Consider the following 18581-nt stretch of genomic DNA (forward strand, 5'->3'; position numbering starts at 1 on the left):
CGTTCAACTAAATCGTCTCCATGGGGGGATACCGGAAGGGAAAGGGGCGGACACAAGGAAGGGCCGCCACTGCCCATAGGCTCGCGCGGCAAACCGAACTGCCTTTCCGAGAACGGCATTACCGTAACAAAACAATGAGCCGCCGGATCCCGGCCAATGAAGTGTGACGGTCCGCCCGGTGCGGCCGGCATGCCGGAACACGCCCGCTTTTCACCGCTCTTCGAACCCCTGGCACGCTCCCCCGATCACCCCTGCAATACCGCCCCCACACATCAACGACGCCTTCATATACGCGAGTTCACCGGAGGGGCCTCCGAGGAATCCGATATGCCCGAATAGGAGATCGGGGCCACCGACGAAAAACCGCCGCCTCGGCGGCACTTGCACGGGATACCCGCGGCAGTACGGCGTCCGGCCTGAAGAATCCGCGCACCACGGAACCCGCCCCCACGCGCACCAGGGAAAGGAAATCGCGGGCCCAGCCACAGAAAATGTACGCCTGGGCGGCGACCGGAGACCCGGCACGGATATCGAGTTTCCTCTGTGATATCCGGGGGTGCATTTTCCCCGTGTCCGCACGGGACTTCCGGGAGCAGCCGGGCACGGGCACCCGGAGGCCAAGGGCGGAGCCGCTCATCGACCCCGGCACTCATCGGCCCCGGCGCTCATCGGCCACGAGGCCCCTCGGCCCCGGCGCCCGCGTGCCGCTGCCGCTGCCACCGGAGCGGATGCCGCACGATGTGATCCGTCGTCAGGCCCTCAGGAGGACCACGCCGTGTCCGTCCCAGCCCCCGTCCCGCATCTGAAGCGCAGTCTGCGGCGCTTCGACATCATGGCGATGGGCGTCGCCGCAGTGATCTCGTTCGATGTGATCGGGCAGATCGCGGCCGGGGGCGGGGAGGCAGTCGTCTGGATCGCCGTGATCGCGGTGGCGTTCCTGGTGCCCTACGCCCTGGTCTTCGCCGAGACCGGGGCCGCGTTCCCGCAGGAAGGCGGGCCGTATGTCTGGGTGGAGGTGGCCTTCGGCCGGCCGGCGGCCGCGCTGACCACCATGTTCTATTGGGTCACCAATCCCGTCTGGCTCGGTGGTTCGCTGGTCTTCGTGGCCGCGCAGGCCTGGGACGGCTTCGTCTTCCCGCTCGGCTCGGGCACGGTGGCCGACCACGCGTTCAAGCTGGTCTTCATCTGGGCCGCCATTCTCACCGCGGTGGTCTCGCTGCGCCGCGGCAAATGGATCACCACGGCCGGCGCCGGGGCCAAGGTCCTGGCACTGGCCTTCTTCACCGGTACGGCGGTGGCCTACGGGATCCGGCACGGCTTCCGCGGTCTGGAGGGCGCCGGCTTCGCCCCCACCGGGGCGGGGTTCCTGGCGCTGGTGCCGGTATTGCTGTTCGCCTTCGTCGGGTTCGAGGCACCCAACGCGGCGGGGGACGAGATGCTGGACCCGCAGCGCGATGTACCGGTCGCGATCGGAGCGTCGGGAGCCATCGCGACCTGCTGCTATCTGCTGCCGGTGCTGGCCATCCTCTCTGCCGTACCGGCCGGCCGGGTCACCGGCGTCGGCGGCTTCATGGATGCCGCCCGGCTGGTCTTCGGGATCTACGGGGGCTGGCGCGGGCCGCTGCTGACCGGTGTCGCCGTGCTGTTCGTGGTGGCGCTGCTGACCCAGGGCAGCGCCTGGATGATCGTCGCCGACCGGATGCAGGCCATGGTGGCGGCCGACGGCGGGTTCTTCGGCCCGGGCCTGGGTGCCTTCCACCCGCGGCTGGGCACCCCCGTGCGGATGAATCTGCTCTCCGGCGTCACCGCCACCGCCTTCATGGTCGCCGCGATGAACCTGGCGAACGGGGACGCCTCGGCCGTCTTCGGCGTGGTGCTGGCCGTCGCGATCACCACGCTGCTGCTGTCCTACCTCGCCGTGGTCCCCGCGCTGCTGGCACTGCGGCTGCGCCACCGCGAGGTGCCCCGGCCCTACCAGGTCCCGTTCGGCACCCGGGGCTTCACCGTCGCGACGCTGCTCGTCTACGCCTGGATCCTGCTCGGGTCGTGGGTGGCCCTGTTCCCCGGCTCCCTGGAGCAGCTCTTCGGGATCCCGTACGACTTCCGGGCGACCTGGGGCGTCTCCCGCCTCACCTTCGAGACGTTCACCCTCGGCACCGTCGCCTTGCTGCTCGTGGTCGCCGCCACCGGGTATCTGACGCAGCACGCGCGCGCCCGGCACCGGGACCACCAGGGCGCGGGCGGAACGGGCCGGTAGCGTCCGCCTGCCGGGCCCGGAGCTCGGCGGGAGTTGGCGCCGTCGGTCGGGAGGGCGCGCTGCCCAGGACGGCGGCGGTGCCCGTCGTCGCGAGCGGGCGCGGCGTACGCGGGCGAGCACCGCCGGAAGGGTACGGAGGCCGGGCCACCGGCGGCCCCCTGCGTCCGCGCCCGGACCTGCTACGCCGCTTCCTCCTGATGCCGTCCTCGTACTCGGCGGCGGTCAGCAGGTCGTCGAGTTCCTTCGGGTCGGACATCGTGATCACCATCAGCGAGTCGGAAACCGTTCGCCGGGCAGGCCGGCGCTCTGCTTGGCTCGTCCCATGAGTGATCTTCACATCCGCCACGCCACCCTCTCGGACATCGATGCCGTGCTGCGCTTCTGGCGCGAAGCCGCGGAAGGCACGAGCATCAGCGACGACCACGACGGAGTGGCCCGCCTCATCACCACGGACCCCGAAGCCCTGCTCCTCGCGGAGCGCGACGGCCTCCTCACGGGGACCGTGATAGCCGGCTTCGACGGATGGCGCTGCTCCGCGTACCGGCTCGCCGTGCACCCGGACTGCCGCCGGCAGGGAGTCGCCACCGCGTTGATGGAAGCGGTGGAACAACGGTTCCTCGCCCTGGGCGGCCGACGGGTCGACGCCATGGTCCTGGAAGCCAACGACCGGGCACAGCGCACATGGGGCGCGGCCGGCTACCAGCGCGAGGACCACTGGCGGCGTTGGGTCAAGCCGCTGTGAACACCGGCGGCGCTGCCGGGCCGGGCGCTGATGCGCGGCCGAGAGGCGAGTGGGGCAACCGTCTCCTCGGCAGAGCGGTGCGCGTCGGAGTGCGCAGCCACCGCCCCCGGCCCGGGGCGGTGGGCGAACTCGCCCCGACCGCCTACTTTGCTGATCCTTTACCATGGAGTCTCCCTATACCCCGAGTGAAAGGTGTGTGAGCGTCCAGCCATGGACGAGCCTCCTAGTTGTCGATCATCGTTTCGACAGAGCGCGAACCTCCCGATCCTGTTCGATCATGGGACGGAGGTGACTCGATGACCGACCTGCTCTTTCTGGGCGTGGCGCTCCTTCTGACCCTGGCCTGCGGGGTCTTCGTCGCCGCCGAGTTCTCCCTGACGACCGTCGAGCGCAGCGACCTCGAACGCGCCGCCGAGCGCGGCGACCGGGGCGCGGACAGCGCCCTGAAGGCGGTCCGCGGCCTCACCTTCCAGCTCTCCGGTGCCCAGCTCGGCATCACCGTCACCGGCCTGGTCATCGGCATGCTCTCCAAGCCGGCCATCGCCACTCTGCTGGCGGGACCGCTGGACGCGATGGGCCTGTCGCGGGCGGTGGCGGATTCCGCCGCCCTGGTGCTCGGCACGGCGATCTCGACGGTCGTGCTGATGGTCGTCGGCGAGCTGGTCCCGAAGAACTGGGCCATCTCCAGCCCGCTGGTCATCGCGAAGAAGGTCGCCACCGCCCAGCGCGGCTTCAGCGCCGCCTTCAAGCCGCTGATCCGGCACCTCAACAACGCCGCGAACCGCATGGTCCGCCGGATGGGCCTGGAGCCCGCCGAGGAGCTGGCCTCGGCCCGCGGCCCGCAGGAGCTGGTGGCGCTGGCGCGGCACTCCGCCAAGGAGGGCGCGCTGGCGCCCGACACCGCCGAGCTGTTCGTCCGCACCCTCAATCTCGGCGATCTGACCGCGGAGAACGTGATGACACCGCGGGTGCAGGTGATCGCGCTGGAGGTGCAGTCCACCGCGGAGGACGTGGCCAACGCGACCCGGGCGACCGGGCTGTCCCGCTTCCCCGTCTACCGCGGCAGCCTCGACAGCGTCGTCGGGGTGGCGCACATCAAGGACGTCCTCGCCGTCCCGGCCGAGCGCCGGCCCCGGCACCCGGTCTCCGAGCTGGTGCGCGAGCCGTTGCTGGTGCCCACGACGCTGACCGTGGACCGGCTGCTGGACCGGCTCTCCGGCAAGCGCACGATGGCCGTGGTGATCGACGAATACGGCGGCACGGCCGGCGTGGTGACCCTGGAGGACATCGTCGAGGAGGTGGTCGGCGAGGTCCGCGACGAACACGACCCGATGGAGACCCCCGACCTGGCGCCGGCCGGCAGCGATGCCGAGGGCCGCAGCGTCTATCAGGCCGACGGCGCCGCCCGCACCGACCAGCTGGAACGGATCGGCCTGCGGCTGCCGGAGGGCCCGTACGAGACCCTGGCCGGCCTGATCGCCACCGAACTCGGCCGGATACCGGTCGCCGGCGACACCCTGGAGGTGGCCGGCTGGCGGATGGACGTACTCGACGCCGCCGGCCATCGTGCGGCGCGGGTGCTGCTGCACGCCCCGCGCCCCGGCAGCACCGGGGAGCAGGAGAAGGAGGCCCGCCGATGACCGCGCTCCAGCTTTTCGTGGGTCTGCTGACGCTGGTCGTCAACGCCTTCTTCGTGGGCGCCGAGTTCGCCCTGATCTCGGTGCGCCGCAGTCAGATCGAGCCGTACGCCGAGCGCGGTGACCGCCGGGCGACCAGCGTGCTGTGGGGTCTGCAGCATGTGTCGGCCCTGCTGGCGGCCGCCCAGCTGGGCATCACACTGTGCACCCTGGTGCTGGGCGCGGTCGCCGAACCGGCCATCGCGCATCTCCTGGAGCCGGTGTTCCACGCGGTGGGGATCTCGCAGACGCTGATCCACCCGATCTCGTTCGTGATCGCGCTGTCGCTGGCGACCTATCTGCACATGCTCTTCGGCGAGATGGTGCCGAAGAACGTCGCGCTGGCCGAGCCGGTCCGCACCGCCCTGCTGCTGGGGCCGCCGCTGGTCGCGCTGACCCGGGCGCTGCGCCCGGTGATCTTCGCGATCAACGCCCTCGCCAACGCGCTGCTCAAGCTGCTGCGGGTGGAGACCAGGGACGAGGTCGCCGCGACGTTCTCGGACGACCAGCTGGCGAAGATGGTCGAGGATTCCCGGGCGGCCGGGCTGCTCGACGAACGGGCGCAGGAACGGCTGCGGGACGCCCTGGAGCTGGGCCGCCGCCCGGTCAGGGACGTGGTGCTGCCGGTCGAGAAGGTCGTCTCCGCCCGGATGGGGACCACCGCCGAGGAGCTGGAGCAGCTGGCCGCCGAGTCCGGCTTCTCCCGCTTCCCCGTCGTCGACGACACCCGCCGCATCCTCGGCTATCTGCACGTCAAGGACGCGCTGGACGCCACGCCCCGCACGGTGCCCTTCCCGGTGTCCGCGCTGCGGCCGATCGCCCGGGTCAAGGCCTCGACGCCGCTGGACGACGTGCTGACCGCGATGCGCGGATCCCGTACGCATCTGGCCGCGGTGATCGGCGACGACGGGCGGCTGTCCGGGCTGGTGACGATGGAGGACGTCCTGCGCGAGGTGGTGTTGCAGCAGCCCGCGGCCTGACGACGGGGCGGCATCCCCCAGGCTCTGACCGATCGGTTAGATTGTTGACCGATCGGTCAGACGCGTTGTTGCGTGCTCGCCGGTCGCATCGCATCCGTGCGCGACGAGGGGGGCAGGAACATGGATCGCACCACGTGCTGCATAGCGGGCGGCGGACCGGCGGGGATGATGCTCGGACTGCTGTTGGCCAGGGCCGGCGTCGAGGTGACCGTCCTGGAGAAGCACCGCGACTTCCTGCGGGACTTCCGCGGGGACACCGTCCATCCGTCGACCCTGCGCCTGCTGGACGAACTCGGTCTCGGCGAGGCCTTCGCGCGGCTGCCGTTCGTCAAGCTGGAAGAGATGCGGGCGCATATCGGCACCACCTCGGTGGTGCTCAGCGATATGCGGCGCATCCCCGGCCGGCACAAGTACTTCGCCATGGTCCCGCAGTGGGACTTCCTCGATCTGCTGGCGCGGGCGGCCGCCGAGGAGCCGTGCTTCACGCTGCGGATGCGGACCGAGGTGACCGGGCTGCTGACCGACGGCGGCCGCGTCACGGGGGTGCGGTTCCGCGACGAGCACGGCAGCCCCGGCGAGCTGGCCGCGGATCTGACGGTCGCCTGCGACGGCCGGGACTCGCGGGTGCGGGAGGCGGCCGGGCTCCGGCAGCGGCTGTTCGAGGTGCCGATGGACGTCTGGCAGGTGCGGGTGGAGGCTCCCCCGAGCTCTCGACTGCTCCCCCACTCTCGGCTTCGCTCGAGCGGGGGGGACCCCCATGCGCAGGGGGGACCCCCATGCCGACGCCCTCAAGGACGGCCGGGTCTTCGCGCGCTTCGGCGGCGGCCAGGCGGCCGTCACGATGGACCGCGGCGCGTACTACCAGACGTCCTATCTGATCGAGAAGGGCCGGGACGCGGAGCTGCGCACCCAGGACGTCCAGTGGCTGCGCGACCGGCTCGGGGCGCTGTTCGACTGGGACGACGAGGTGACCGGCGCCATCGCCTCATGGGACGACGTCAAGCTGCTGGAGGTGACCTTCGGGAGGCTGCGGCGCTGGTACCGGGACGGCCTGCTGTGCATCGGGGACGCCGCGCACACCATGTCGCCGGTCGGCGGGTTGGGCGTCGGCCTGGCGCTGCAGGACGCGGTCGCGGCGTCCCGGATCCTGGCGGCACCGCTGCGCCGCGGCACGGTCCGGGTGGCCGACCTGGCGCGGGTGCAGAAGCGGCGGCAGCTGCCGACGGCCGTGCTGCAGAAGGCCCAGCAGGCCGAGCACACGATGATCCGTTCCGCGCTGGCCGGCACGCTCGACGGCGACCGGCTGCCGGTGCCGATGCGGCTGCTGCGGCGGGTGCCGCCGCTGCGGACGGTGTCCGGCTGTCTGGGCGGGTTCGGGATCCGCCCGGAGCGGGCCCCCGGGTTCGCCCGGGTCAGGCCCGGCGCTCGATCGCGTTGAGGGTGAACTCCTCCAGCTCCGCGGCCGCGGCGTCCAGGTCCAGTTCCGGGTGGGCCAGCCAGTGCGCGATCACCCCGTCGATCGATCCGCCGATCGCCAGGGCGATGGTCTGGACATCGAACTCGCGCAGTACGCCGGCCTTCTGACCTGCTGTCAGCAGTTCGGCGAGGGCCTGCCAGCGGCCGTGGGTGTCGTGCGAGCCGGGCGTCTTGAGCCGGGTTCCTCCCCCACTCTCGGCTTCGCTCGAGCGGGAGGTGCCCCCACCGTCGTCGAGCAGCATCTCGGTGATCACGCGCACCTGGCGGCGGTTGGCCTGCTGGTAGCCGATCATCGCCCGCACATAGGCGATGACCGCCTCCCGCGGGCCGTCCGCCCGGGCCAGCCGCTCGGTGACGTAGGCGCCGAACTGCTCCATCACCTGCTCCAGCGCCGCGCGGGTCAGGTTGTCCTTCGAGGAGAAGTGGTAGAGCACCGCGGCCTTGGACACCCCGGCGCGCTCGGCGATCGCCGACAGCGAGGTGGCGGGGTGGCCGCGGGTGGAGATCAGGTCGATGGTGGCGTCGATCAGCTGTTGGCGGCGGGCCCGTTCGGTGAAGGTCGGCGCGTCGGGACCGTCGCCCCGGCGAGGAGTCATCGCGCTGCCACCTGTGCCTTTCCTCGCCCTCTCGACGAGATCAGACCGTACACCGCGGGCGCCGTGGGCATCAGCGGGGACCGGGGCATACCGCGCGGTATGGCGAGCGGTAGGATCACCGCGCCATGGAGATGAATGCGCAATACACCAGTTTCGTCGCGGTCGGCGACAGCTTCACCGAAGGCATGTCGGACGGCTTGCCGGACGGCTCGTACCGCGGCTGGGCCGATCTGCTCGCCGCCCGGCTGGCGGCCGCCTCGCCCGGGTTCCGGTACGCCAATCTCGCGGTGCGCGGCAAGCTCATCGGGCAGATCGCCGACGAGCAGTGCGGGCCGGCCGCCTCGATGGGCGCCGACCTGGTGACGCTGGTCGGCGGGCTCAATGACGTCCTGCGGCCCCGTTGCGAGGTGGAGCAGGTGTGCGCACGGTTCGAGGAGGCCGCGGCGCTGCTGGCGCGCGGCGGCGGGCAACTGGTGCTGATGCGCAGTCCGGGCCGGCAGGGCCCGGTGCTGGAGCGCTTCCGGCCGCGGATGGAGCAGCTCTTCGCCTGGATCGACGAGGTGGCCGCGCGGCACGGCGCGGTGGTCGTGGACCTGTACGCGTCGCGGGCGCTGTCCGACCCGCGACTGTGGGCCGATGACCGGCTGCATCTGAACGCCGAGGGGCACCGCCGGGTGGCGGAGGCCGTCTGGCAGACGCTCGGACTGCCCGCCGCCGCGGACTGGGACGCGCCGCTGCCGGCCGCCGCGCCGCCGGGCTGGGGTGCGCGGCGCACCGCGGATCTGCGCTTCGCGCGCGAGCATCTGGTGCCGTGGATAGGCCGGCGGCTCACCGGCCGCTCCTCGGGCGACGGCCGTCCCGCGAAGCGCCCCGAGCTGCTGCCGTACGAGGGCTGATCGCCCGCTCGTCACCGGGCGCCGCACCCGCCGCCGCGGCTTGGAGGAACGTACAGCCGGGACCGGGGCGCTGGCCTGCGCAAACCGCCAGTAGACTCTGACCACGTGACTGCTGTGTCTGCGAAGCCTCGCATCCCCAATGTCCTGGCCGGCCGCTACGCCTCCGCGGAGCTGGCCGTGCTGTGGTCCCCCGAGTACAAGGTCAAGCTGGAGCGGAAGCTCTGGCTCGCCGTGCTGCGCGCGCAGAAGGACCTGGGGGTGGAGGTCCCCGAGCAGGCGCTGGCCGACTACGAACGGGTCCTGGAGACCGTCGACCTGGCCTCCATCGCCGAGCGCGAGAAGGTCACCCGGCACGACGTCAAGGCCCGCATCGAGGAGTTCAACGCCCTGGCCGGCCATGAGCAGGTCCACAAGGGCATGACCTCCCGCGACCTGACGGAGAACGTCGAGCAGCTGCAGGTGCGGCTGTCCCTGGAGCTGATGCGGGACCGTACGGTCGCCGTGCTGGCGCGCCTGGGCTCGCTGGCCGCCCAGAACGCCGAGCTGGTGATGGCGGGCCGCTCGCACAACGTCGCGGCGCAGACCACGACGCTGGGCAAGCGCTTCGCGACCGCGGCCGACGAGCTGCTGGTGGCGTACGGCCGGCTGGAGGATCTGCTCTCCCGCTACCCGCTGCGCGGTATCAAGGGCCCGGTCGGCACCGCTCAGGACATGCTCGACCTGCTCGGCGGGGACGCCGCCAAGCTCGCCGACCTGGAGCAGCGGATCGCCGCACACCTCGGCTTCGGCCAGGCCTTCACCTCCGTCGGCCAGGTCTACCCGCGCTCGCTCGACTACGACGTGGTGACCTCGCTGGTGCAGCTGGCCGCCGCCCCGTCCTCGCTGGCCAAGACGATCCGGCTGATGGCCGGGCACGAGCTGGTCACCGAGGGCTTCAAGCCCGGCCAGGTCGGCTCCTCGGCGATGCCGCACAAGATGAACACCCGCTCCTGCGAGCGCGTCAACGGCCTGATGGTGATCCTGCGCGGCTACGCCTCGATGGCCGGTGAGCTCTCCGGTGACCAGTGGAACGAGGGGGATGTGTCCTGCTCGGTGGTGCGCCGGATCGCGCTGCCGGACTCGTTCTTCGCGCTGGACGGCCTGCTGGAGACGTTCCTGACCGTGCTCGACGAGTTCGGCGCCTTCCCCGCCGTCATCGCCCGCGAGCTCGACCGCTACCTGCCCTTCCTCGCCACCACGAAGGTGCTGATGGGTGCGGTGCGTGCCGGTGTGGGCCGCGAGGAGGCGCACGAGGCGATCAAGGAGAACGCGGTCGCGTCGGCGCTGGCCATGCGCGAACAGGGCGCGGAGCGCAACGAGCTGCTGGACAAGCTGGCCTCGGATGCGCGGATCCCGCTGGACAAGACGCAGTTGGACGCCCTGATGGCGGACAAGCTCTCCTTCACGGGTGCGGCGGCCGACCAGGTGGCGTCCGTCGTCGCCCGGATCGAGGAGATCGCCAAGCAGCACCCGGAGGCCGCGGCGTACACCCCCGGCTCGATCCTCTGACACGAGGGCCCGTGCGTTTCACCCCCGAAGAGCTGGAAGCCGCTCGCGACCGCCTCGTCCCCGACGTGGCCGCGAGCGGTCTTCGCGTGCTCTTCTGCGGTATCAATCCCGGGCTGATGTCGGCGGCCTCCGGCCACCACTTCGCCCGGCCCGGCAACCGGTTCTGGCCGGTCCTGCACGCCGCCGGGTTCACCCCGCGGCAGTTCCGGCCCGCCGAGCAGGACGAGCTGCTCGCCCATGGCCTCGGGATCACCAATGTGGTGGCGCGGGCGACGGCCAAGGCCGACGAGCTGACCGCACAGGAGTACCGCGAGGGCGGCCGGCTGCTGGCCGAGAAGGTGGCCCGGCTGCGCCCCCGTTGGCTCGCCGTCGCCGGTGTCACGGCGTACCGCGTCGCCTTCGACGACAAGAAGGCCGCGATCGGGCCGCAGCAGCGGATGCTGGGCGACACCCGCATCTGGGCGCTGCCCAATCCCAGCGGCCTGAACGCCCATTGGACGGTGGCGGCCATGGCGGAGGAGTACGGGCGGCTGCGCGCCGCGGCGTTCGCGGAGGGCGGCGGCGCATAGGGCGCAGAGCGGCGGCGCATAAGGACGTCCGCCGTTCGGCCGGGCGTCATTTCGAAGGCATGTACATGCCCGGGTGACAGTTCTACTCTGACGCCGCCCGCGCAGCCCTCCCCCCTTGTACGGAGACTCCCGTGCCCGCTACGCCCGCGTCACCTTCCCCCGCCGACTCCCCCGCCTCCCACCGCGGCCGCCGCAAAATCACCGCCCTCGCCGCAGCGTTCACCCTCGCCACCGCCGGTCTCGGCGTCTGGGCCGGCAACAGCTTCGGCGCCCAGCCGGCCGCGGCCGCGACCGCCGTGCCCACCCCCGACCACGTGGTCGTGGTGGTCTTCGAGAACCACGCCTACGACCAGGTGATGGGCAGCTCCAGCGCCCCGTACATCAACTCCCTGGCCTCCGGCGGCGCAAGCCTGACCGCGTCCTACGCCGAGACCCACCCCAGCCAGCCCAACTACTACGCCCTCTTCTCCGGCGACACCCAGGGCGTCACCGACGACAGCTGCGTCACCCCGGGGTTCAGCAACGCCCCCAACCTCGCCTCCGAGGTGACGGCGGCCGGCAAGTCCTGGGCGAGCTACAACGAGTCGCTGCCGTCCGAGGGCTCGACCACCTGCAAGAGCGGCAACTACGCGCAGAAGCACAACCCGTGGTTCGGCTTCAGCAACGTCTCCACCAACTCGGCCCACACCTTCGGCGCCTTCCCCAGCGACTTCACGAAGCTGCCCACCGTGTCGTTCGTGGTGCCGAACCTGTGCAGCGACATGCACGACTGCTCGGTGTCCACCGGTGACACCTGGCTCAAGAACAACCTCAAGAGCTACGCCGACTGGGCCAAGACCCACAACAGCCTGCTCCTGGTCACCTTCGACGAGGACAACCGGCTCAGCGGCAACCGCATCGCGACCGTGCTGTACGGCCAGTCCGTGCAGGCGGGCTCCACCTCGGCCAGCACCTACAACCACTACGACGTGCTGCGCACCCTCGAGGACATGTACGGCACCTCGCACGCGGGCCACGCCGCCGACGCCAAGGACATCGACGGCATCTGGGCCGGCTGACCCGTGTATCTCACAGACGGCCGCCCGGCACCCGCCACCTCCGGCACGCCGGGCGGCCGGCGCACCCGCAGAATCCGCCGCGCCGGAGCCGCCGTACCCTCCACGGTGCTGGTCCTGGGCACCGTCAGCCTCATCACCGACATCTCCTCGGAGATGGTCACCGCCGTGCTCCCGCTGTACCTCGTCGCCGAACTCGGCCTGTCCCCGCTGGGATTCGGCGTGCTGGACGGGATCTACAACGGGGTGAGCGCGCTGGTCCGGCTGGTGGGCGGGCGGCTGTCGGACCGGGGCGGGGGCGGCGGCCACAAGGCGGTGGCCGCGGTGGGGTACGGGCTCTCCGCCCTGTGCAAGCCGTTGTTGCTGATGGTGCACTCGCTGCCGTTGATCGGGGCGGTGCTGGCGGTGGACCGTACCGGCAAGGGGCTGCGGACCGCCCCGCGGGACGCGATGATCTCCCTGGCCGCCGAACCGGCCGTCCGTGGGCGGGCGTTCGGGGTGCACCGGGCCATGGACACGGCCGGTGCGCTGTGCGGGCCGCTGGTGGCGTTCGTGCTGCTGCGGGTGGCGGCCGAAGGCTATGACGCGGTCTTCACGGTCAGCTTCTGTGTGGCCGTACTGGGCGTGGTCGTGCTGCTGCTGTTCGTGCCGCGCCGCGTCCCGGCCGAGGCCGCTGCCGAGACCGACGTCGAACGGGCTCCGGCCACCCCGCGGACGCCGGTGCGCGCCCTGCTGAAGCGGCCGGAGGTGCGCCGGCTGACCGGGTGTGCGGTGCTGCTGGGGCTGACCACCGTCAGCGACTCGTTCCTCTATCTGACCCTGCAGCGGCGGCTGGAGCTGCCGACGGGGTGGTTCCCGCTGCTCCCCCTGGGCACGGCCGCGGCGTTCCTGCTGCTGGCGGTGCCGTTGGGGGCCGTCGCCGACCGGATCGGCCGCCGCCGGCTGTTCCTCTGCGGGCATCTGGCGCTGCTGTGTGCCTACGGGCTGCTGCTGGTCCCCACGGCCGGCGGGACGGTCCTGGTCGGTGCCGTGCTCGGGCTGCACGGTGCCTTCTACGCGGCCACCGACGGAGTGCTGGCGGCGGCGACCGCCGATGCGGTGCCCGAGGACGCGCGCGGCAGTGGGCTGGCCGTGGTGCAGACCGGCCAGACCGCCGCCCGCTTCGTCTGCTCCCTCGCCTTCGGCGCCGCCTGGACCGCCTGGGGCGACCGCACCGCCGTGCTCACCGCGGCCCTCGGCCTGGCGCTCGCGGCGTCCCTCAGCGCCCTCCTCCTGCGCCGTGCCGTCCCGGCACCGGCCCCGAACTCCCCCTCGGAGCAAGCACGGTGACCCACACCCCCTTGAGCCTCAGCGCACGCCTGTCCCTCCTGCTCGTCGCCGTGCTCGTGCTCGGCGGGGTCGCCGTCGGCGCGACCCTGCACGCCGCTGGGCGCGCCGCCCGCAAGGAGCACGCCCCGGCGGGCGGTCCCGCGGTCGCCTCCGGGGCCGTGCGCCTGGACGACCCGCGCCGCGTCTTCTTCCGGACCATGGCCTGGGGCCCGCACCGCGACGAGATCACCGCTGTCCCCGCGGACCGTCCCACCGGCCCGCGCACCGCCTCCGGCGTCCGCTGCCTGCGCTTCCACGCGGCCGCCGGCACCGGGATCTGTCTCCAGGCCGTCCGCGGCGCACTCCGCGACACCTACCGGGCCGTGATCCTCGACCACCGCCTGCGCCCGCTGCACCGCTACGACCTGGCCGGCACCCCCACCCGCGCCCGGGTCTCCCCCAGCGGCCGTACCGTCGCCTGGACCGTCTTCGTCAGCGGCGACTCCTACGCGGGTACCGCCTTCTCCACCCGCACCTCCATCGTCGACACCCGCGGCCGGCATCTGGACGCCAACCTGGAGACCTACGCACTGACCGTGGGCGGGCGCGCGGTGCATGCGGCCGACATCAATGTCTGGGGCGTCACCTTCGCCGACGACACGCACTTCTATGCCACCGTCGCCACGGCCGGGAAGACCTACCTCGTCCGCGGCGACCGCACCACCCGGACCCTCCGGGCGCTGCATCCCAACGTCGAATGCCCCTCGCTGTCCCCCGACGGCACCCGTCTCGCGTACAAGAAGCGCGTCAAGGGCGCCGACCCGGACGCGCCGTGGCGTTTGTACGTGCTCGATCTGCGCACCCTGCACGAGTCCGCGACCGGTGAACACCGCAACGTCGACGACCAGGCCGCCTGGCGCGACGACCACACCCTGGTCTACTCCCTGCCGGGCGACTTCGGCTCGGACCTGTGGACCGTCCCGGCCGACGGCTCCGGCGCCCCGCACCGGCTCGTCACCGCGGCGCTCGCCCCCGTCTTCCCCCGCTGACACCGCCTCCGCGTCACCTCCCCTCCCCCACCGCCACCAGCAGTTGGAAGGGCAGCTCCCGGCCGCCCTGCCCCACGCCCACCCCGATCCAGCGGCTCTGCACCCGCCAGCCGTGCATCCGCGGCACATATCCGCACAGCGTGTCCAGCGGTGGGCGGACGGGCAGTCCCCTCGCCGTCCGCTCCAACTCCTCGACGAGATCGACCGTCCGGGGCTCGCCCCACCGTAAGGACAACGCCGCTACCAGCGCGGACAGTTCGGCCTCGAACTCCTCCGCCGTTTCGGCCACCTCGGCGAGGTCGGCGTCCCAGAACTCCTGGCTGACCCGCAGCCCGGCTATGTGGAACCCCGGCCCGCTCTCGACCATGGCGGACCGGCCCGGAACGGCAGGGAAGTCCTGGAGCCGCAACCGGTCGATGGTGGCCAGATACGCGTCGATGGTCATGCCGTCAGTAAACCGCCCGGGTCTGACAATTGGCCCTCCCGAGCCGTGCGGGGGCGCCCCGGCCCGCTGCCGGGAACGCCGGTGCCGGGGTCATGCCCCTGCCGTCAGACCGTTGATCATGCGGCCGAGGAGGCGGTCGAAGACGGCTTGCGGTGCCGGTTCGTCGCGCGTCACCTCCAGGGCCTGTGCGAGATGGGGAAGAGTGCCGGCGGCGGCGGACCGGAGGTAGCGGGCCTGTGCGTCGAGGAGGTCGCCGGAGGTGCGGCCGGCGGCCTCGATCGCCCGCTCCTGGGCGAGTTCGTACAGCACGTGGCTGGCCACGAAGCCGGTCAGCAGGCTGAAGGTCTCCAGCCTCGCCCGGGCGTCCAGGCCGGCGGGGGCGAGGACGGCGAGGGTGTACTCCCAGACGGCGAGGGTGTTCGGGCCGAGCGTCTGCTGAGCGGGAAGTGCGCCGGGCAGCCAGGGGTGGCGATGCATGATCGCGCGCTGTTCATGGGCGATCCGGCTCAGGTCGGCGCGCCAGTCGCCGGAGGGTTCGGGCGGCAGCCGGTGGTCGCCGCTCACGTGGTCGATCATCAGCTCCAGCAGCGTCTCCTTGTTGGGGACGTAGCTGTAGAGGGACATCGCCCCCGCTCCGATCCGGCCGGCGACCGCGCGCATCGTGACGGCGGCCAGCCCTTCGGCGTCGGCCAGGGCAACGGCCTCGGCGGTGATCGCGGCGCGGTCGTGCGCCGGCGGCCTGCCGCGTCGCGGGCGTTCGGCCCGCGACCAGAGCAGCTCGGGGTCCACCCCGGTACGACGGCCGGATGAGCCTCCTGTACGGGCCACGGCAACCTCTCCTCGGTTCTGGGACCATCCCACCACACGCTATTCTCGTACAACGTACTGGAAATATCGCGGAGACCGCTCCAGGAATCGAGGCACCATGACGACGGCGACGCACCACCCGTCCGCAAAGAAGCCGCCCCTGTCCACCCGCGCCATGCGACGCGTCCTGCGGGGCCTGCCGCCCAAGCGCCACGACATCGCCTACGAGCCCGGTCTCGCGGTACCCGCCGCCGACGGCAGCACCCTGCTGACCGACCACTACTTCCCCCTGGCCGACGGCGACTTCCCCACGCTGCTGGTCCGCTCGCCGTACGGCCGGGGCTTCCCCTGGGCGCCGATGTACGGCGTGCTCTTCGCCGAACAGGGCTTCCACGTCGTGCTGCAGAGCTGCCGCGGCACCGGAGGGTCCGGCGGCGCGTTCGACCTGTGGCGCCACGAGGCCGCCGACGGCCGGGCCACCGTCGACTGGCTGCGGGAACAGCCCTGGTTCACCGGTGCGTTGGGGACGATCGGCGCCAGCTACCTCGGCTACGTCCAGTGGGCACTCGCCCTGGAGCCGCCGCCGGAGCTGCGCGCGATGGTGGTCCACGTCGGCCTGCACGACATGCACCGCTACTTCTACCCCGCGGGCGCGCTCGCCCTGGAGAACACCCTCACCAGCACCATGGGCCTGACGAGCCAGCACCGGGGCACGCGGAACCTGCTGCGGGGATCCCTGCGGCTGCAGCGCCACCTGCCGAAGATCCAGCGGAACCTGCCGCTCGGCGAGGCGTACGTACCCGGTCTCGGCGGCCGGGTGCCGTTCCTGGAGGACGCGTTGGCGCACCCCGACCCGGAGGACGCCCACTGGCAGGGGGTGGACATGGGGGTCGCGGCCGAACGCCAGACCGTGCCGACCTGCCTGGTCACCGGCTGGCACGACGTGGGCCTGGACCAGACCCTCCAGCAGTACGGCAGACTGCGGCGGGCCGGCTGCGACGCCGCTCTGCTCGTCGGCCCCTGGACGCACCACTCCGCACTGCAAGAGGGCTGGCCCGAGGTCTTCGCCGAGAGCCTCGCCTGGCTGCGGGCCCACCTGTGCGACGACCCGTCCGGCCTGCGCAGGACGAGGGCACGCGTCCACGTGGGCGGCCGGCAGGCGTGGCAGGACCTTCCCGACTGGCCCCCGGCAACGACGGGCCGGCACTGGTACCTCGACGGCGACGGCACCCTGCGCACCCGGATACCGGAGAACACGTCGGCGGCCGGGTCCTTCCGTTACGACCCGGCCGACCCGACCCCCTCGGTCGGCGGTCCCCTGCTGTCCGGCAAGGCCGGGTATCAGGACAACACCGCTCTGGAGGCCAGGGACGACGTGCTGACCTTCACCACCGCGCCGCTCACCGAGCCGGTCGACGTCCTCGGACCGGTCCGTGTGGAACTGCGGGTCACCACGGACACCGGCCATGCCGATGTCTTCGCCCGGCTCTGCGACGTCGACGACCGGGGCCGCTCGACCAACGTCTGCGACGGGCTGCGACGACTGCGGCCCGTCGCACCCACGGACACCACCGAAGCCGCCCCGGCGGCGGTCACGGTGGCGATGAGTTCCACCGCCCACCGCTTCCCCGCGGGACACCGGATCCGTCTCCAGGTCAGCGGCGGCGCCCACCCCCGCTTCGCCCGCCACACCGGCACCGGCGAGCCGCCCGCGACGGCCACCCGGCTCCTGCCGTCCGAGGTCGCGCTCCACCACCCGTCCCGACTGGTCCTTCCCGTCGCGGAAGAGGAGCCCGCGGGCACCGGCCCCGCACACTGACCGGGCCACCGGCGCCCTCGCCGTCCCGCGGCGGCGAGGGCGGCGTCCGTACCGTTCCTCCGCCGCGGGTTCGCGCCGGGGCGGGCTCCTGGGCCGCCCCTGTGGGGCTCGCCGCCCACCCGGCGACCGGCTACGATCCGCCACACACGCAAAGCGAGGGAGACGAACGTTGGGGCGGCTCACCGGCGGGGACCCCTCTCTGCTGCGACGGATCAACTCCGCTGTGGTGCTGCATGCGTTGCGCGCCGCCGACTCCCCCACGCTCACCCATCTCGTCCAGGTGACGGGCCTGTCCCGGCCGACCGTCGAGGGCGTGGTCGAGGGCCTGATCGAAACCGGTCTGGTGGTGGAGGCGGCCGCCGAGGAGGGCGGGACGCGCCGCCAGGGACGGCCGGCCCGCCGGTTCCGGTTCCGTACGGAGGCCGGCCATCTGCTGGGCATCGAGATCGGCCCGCACCGCGTCGCGGCCCTGCTGTCCGATCTGAGCGGCCAGGTGCTGGACACCGCGCACCGCCCCGTGGAGGAGGCGGCACCGGCCGACGAGCGGCTGGAGCGGGTCCGCACCGTGGTGGCCGATCTGCTGCGCCGTACGGGCGTGCCCCGCAGTTCGCTGCGGGCCGTCGGGGTGGCCGGTCCCGGCATCGTGGAGGCGGACGGCACCGTACGGCTGAGCACGGCGCTGCCGGGCTGGACGGGTCTGCCGCTGGGCGAGCGGCTGCGGCGGTCGTTCCGCTGCCCGGTGCTGGTCGAGAACGACGCGAACGCCGCCGCGGTGGCCGAGCACTGGCAGGGCGCCGCCACCGCCTCCGATGACATCGTTTTCGTGCTGGCGGGGCTCAGCCCGGGCGCCGGCTCGCTGATCGGCGGCCGCCTGCACCGGGGCTTCGGCGGGGCCGCCGGGGAGATCGGCGCCCTGCATCTGCTCGGCCGCGAGGCGACACCGGAGAAGCTGCTGTCGACGACCGGCGAGCCGCTGCACCCCCTGGACGAGGCGCAGGTAGCGGCCGTCTTCGCCGCGGCGCGGGAGGGCGACGCACAGGCACGCGACGCGGTCGACCGGTTCGTCCGGCGGCTGGTGCACGATGTCGCGGCGCTGGTGCTGGCACTCGACCCGGAGCTGGTGGTGATCGGCGGCTGGGCGGCCGGGCTGGACGGCGTACTGGAGCCGCTGCGCCGGGAGTTGGCGCGCTACTGTCTGCGCCCGCCGCAGGTCGCCCTGTCCCAGCTGGGCGAGGCGGCGGTCGCCACCGGGGCGCTGCGGCTCGCGCTCGATCATGTCGAGGGCGAGCTCTTCGCGGTGGAGAGCACGGTGACGGGCCGCGGCACGAGCCCGGAGGCGGTGACCGGCCGGCGCTGAA

General features: G+C 72.4%; 16 protein-coding genes and 1 pseudogene. 14 read left to right on the forward strand and 3 right to left on the reverse strand.

Going from position 1 to position 18581, the window contains the following annotated elements; all coding sequences use genetic code 11:
- Positions 1-775: 775 nt before the first annotated feature.
- The 6 genes and pseudogenes from Scani_RS11035 to Scani_RS41705 all read left to right on the forward strand — a co-directional run bounded on the left by Scani_RS11035 (position 776) and on the right by Scani_RS41705 (position 7093).
- Positions 776-2257 (forward strand): APC family permease, encoded by a 1482-nt coding sequence (locus Scani_RS11035; RefSeq protein WP_159473068.1) that lies wholly within the window; start codon positions 776-778, stop codon positions 2255-2257.
- A 322-nt stretch (positions 2258-2579) separates the two neighbouring features.
- The gene (locus tag Scani_RS11040) at positions 2580-2999 is read left to right on the forward strand and encodes a GNAT family N-acetyltransferase (RefSeq protein ID WP_159473071.1); all 420 of its coding nucleotides are present in this window, start codon (positions 2580-2582) and stop codon (positions 2997-2999) included.
- Between the two features lie 296 nt (positions 3000-3295).
- Positions 3296-4639, forward strand: coding sequence for a hemolysin family protein (locus tag Scani_RS11045; protein WP_159473090.1), 1344 nt, complete (start codon positions 3296-3298; stop codon positions 4637-4639).
- Entirely contained in the window at positions 4636-5655 is a 1020-nt protein-coding gene (locus Scani_RS11050) for a hemolysin family protein (RefSeq protein ID WP_159473110.1), read from the forward strand. The genes Scani_RS11045 and Scani_RS11050 overlap by 4 nt, the downstream gene beginning before the upstream one ends.
- A gap of 168 nt (positions 5656-5823) precedes the next feature.
- A pseudogene (locus Scani_RS41700) lies at positions 5824-6333 on the forward strand (FAD-dependent monooxygenase); the annotation flags it as partial.
- A 79-nt stretch (positions 6334-6412) separates the two neighbouring features.
- Entirely contained in the window at positions 6413-7093 is a 681-nt protein-coding gene (locus Scani_RS41705) for an FAD-dependent monooxygenase (protein ID WP_281391904.1), read from the forward strand.
- Here the strand turns inward: Scani_RS41705 and Scani_RS11060 are convergent.
- Positions 7068-7727 (reverse strand): TetR/AcrR family transcriptional regulator, encoded by a 660-nt coding sequence (locus Scani_RS11060; RefSeq protein WP_159473113.1) that lies wholly within the window; start codon positions 7725-7727, stop codon positions 7068-7070. The two genes, Scani_RS41705 and Scani_RS11060, sit on opposite strands and share 26 nt — an antisense overlap.
- 125 nt (positions 7728-7852) lie before the next feature.
- On the opposite strand from Scani_RS11060, the gene Scani_RS11065 reads away from it, so the two are divergent.
- The 6 genes from Scani_RS11065 (at position 7853) to Scani_RS11090 (ending at position 14152) form a co-directional block, all read left to right on the forward strand.
- Complete coding sequence (locus tag Scani_RS11065) at positions 7853-8623, forward strand: SGNH/GDSL hydrolase family protein (RefSeq protein WP_159473116.1); 771 nt, start codon at positions 7853-7855, stop codon at positions 8621-8623.
- Positions 8624-8737: 114 nt separating this feature from the next.
- Entirely contained in the window at positions 8738-10171 is a 1434-nt protein-coding gene (gene purB, locus Scani_RS11070; protein WP_159475735.1) for an adenylosuccinate lyase, read from the forward strand.
- A gap of 11 nt (positions 10172-10182) precedes the next feature.
- Complete coding sequence (mug, locus tag Scani_RS11075; protein WP_159473119.1) at positions 10183-10740, forward strand: G/U mismatch-specific DNA glycosylase; 558 nt, start codon at positions 10183-10185, stop codon at positions 10738-10740.
- A gap of 131 nt (positions 10741-10871) precedes the next feature.
- A complete protein-coding gene (locus tag Scani_RS11080; protein WP_159473122.1) occupies positions 10872-11798 on the forward strand; it encodes an alkaline phosphatase family protein in 927 nt (308 codons plus the stop codon).
- A gap of 3 nt (positions 11799-11801) precedes the next feature.
- On the forward strand, positions 11802-13124 hold the full coding sequence (locus tag Scani_RS11085; protein ID WP_159473125.1) for an MFS transporter: 1323 nt from the start codon (positions 11802-11804) through the stop codon (positions 13122-13124).
- Positions 13125-13135: 11 nt separating this feature from the next.
- Positions 13136-14152, forward strand: a complete 1017-nt coding sequence (locus Scani_RS11090; RefSeq protein ID WP_159473128.1) for a TolB family protein — start codon at positions 13136-13138, stop codon at positions 14150-14152.
- Positions 14153-14165: 13 nt separating this feature from the next.
- On the opposite strand, the gene Scani_RS11095 is transcribed toward Scani_RS11090, so the two are convergent.
- Both Scani_RS11095 and Scani_RS11100 read right to left on the reverse strand, forming a co-directional pair.
- Positions 14166-14597, reverse strand: a complete 432-nt coding sequence (locus Scani_RS11095; protein ID WP_159473131.1) for a hypothetical protein — start codon at positions 14595-14597, stop codon at positions 14166-14168.
- A 90-nt stretch (positions 14598-14687) separates the two neighbouring features.
- Positions 14688-15425 (reverse strand): TetR/AcrR family transcriptional regulator, encoded by a 738-nt coding sequence (locus Scani_RS11100; RefSeq protein WP_371872336.1) that lies wholly within the window; start codon positions 15423-15425, stop codon positions 14688-14690.
- Positions 15426-15522: 97 nt separating this feature from the next.
- On the opposite strand from Scani_RS11100, the gene Scani_RS11105 reads away from it, so the two are divergent.
- Both Scani_RS11105 and Scani_RS11110 read left to right on the forward strand, forming a co-directional pair.
- Positions 15523-17223 carry a CocE/NonD family hydrolase gene (locus Scani_RS11105; protein ID WP_159473134.1) on the forward strand — a complete coding sequence of 567 codons (1701 nt, stop codon included), beginning with the start codon at positions 15523-15525 and terminating at the stop codon, positions 17221-17223.
- 169 nt (positions 17224-17392) lie between these two features.
- The gene (locus Scani_RS11110; protein WP_159473137.1) at positions 17393-18580 is read left to right on the forward strand and encodes an ROK family transcriptional regulator; all 1188 of its coding nucleotides are present in this window, start codon (positions 17393-17395) and stop codon (positions 18578-18580) included.
- Position 18581 lies beyond the last annotated feature (1 nt).

It is taken from the genome of Streptomyces caniferus, assembly GCF_009811555.1.
Classification (GTDB): domain Bacteria; phylum Actinomycetota; class Actinomycetes; order Streptomycetales; family Streptomycetaceae; genus Streptomyces; species Streptomyces caniferus.